The following is a 223-nucleotide window of genomic DNA, read 5'->3' as shown; positions in this document are numbered from 1 at the left end:
ATATAGTTTGTGCAATTGAGTTTCCTATTGCAGCTATAGTTACAGGGATTGGAGTTCCAGCAGCCCCTGTAGCACCAGTAGCACCAGCAGGTCCTTGGGCACCAGTAGCACTAGCAGGTCCTTGGGCACCAGTAGCACCAGCAGGTCCTTGGGCACCAGTAGCACCAGCAGGTCCTTGAATTCCTTGAGGTCCTTGAGTTCCAGTAGCACCTTGAACGCCAGC

1 protein-coding gene is annotated in these 223 nt (G+C 53.4%); it reads right to left on the bottom strand.

The window, feature by feature from the left end:
- The coding region (locus MR071_RS25295; RefSeq protein ID WP_242238249.1) for a hypothetical protein at positions 1-223 on the bottom strand (223 nt) is incomplete at both ends.

The organism is Bacillus cereus group sp. BfR-BA-01316 (genome assembly GCF_022664195.1).
Classification (GTDB): Bacteria; Bacillota; Bacilli; order Bacillales; family Bacillaceae_G; genus Bacillus_A.
Note: the sequence above shows the minus strand (reverse complement) of the source record. Positions and strands in the feature narration are given on the sequence as shown.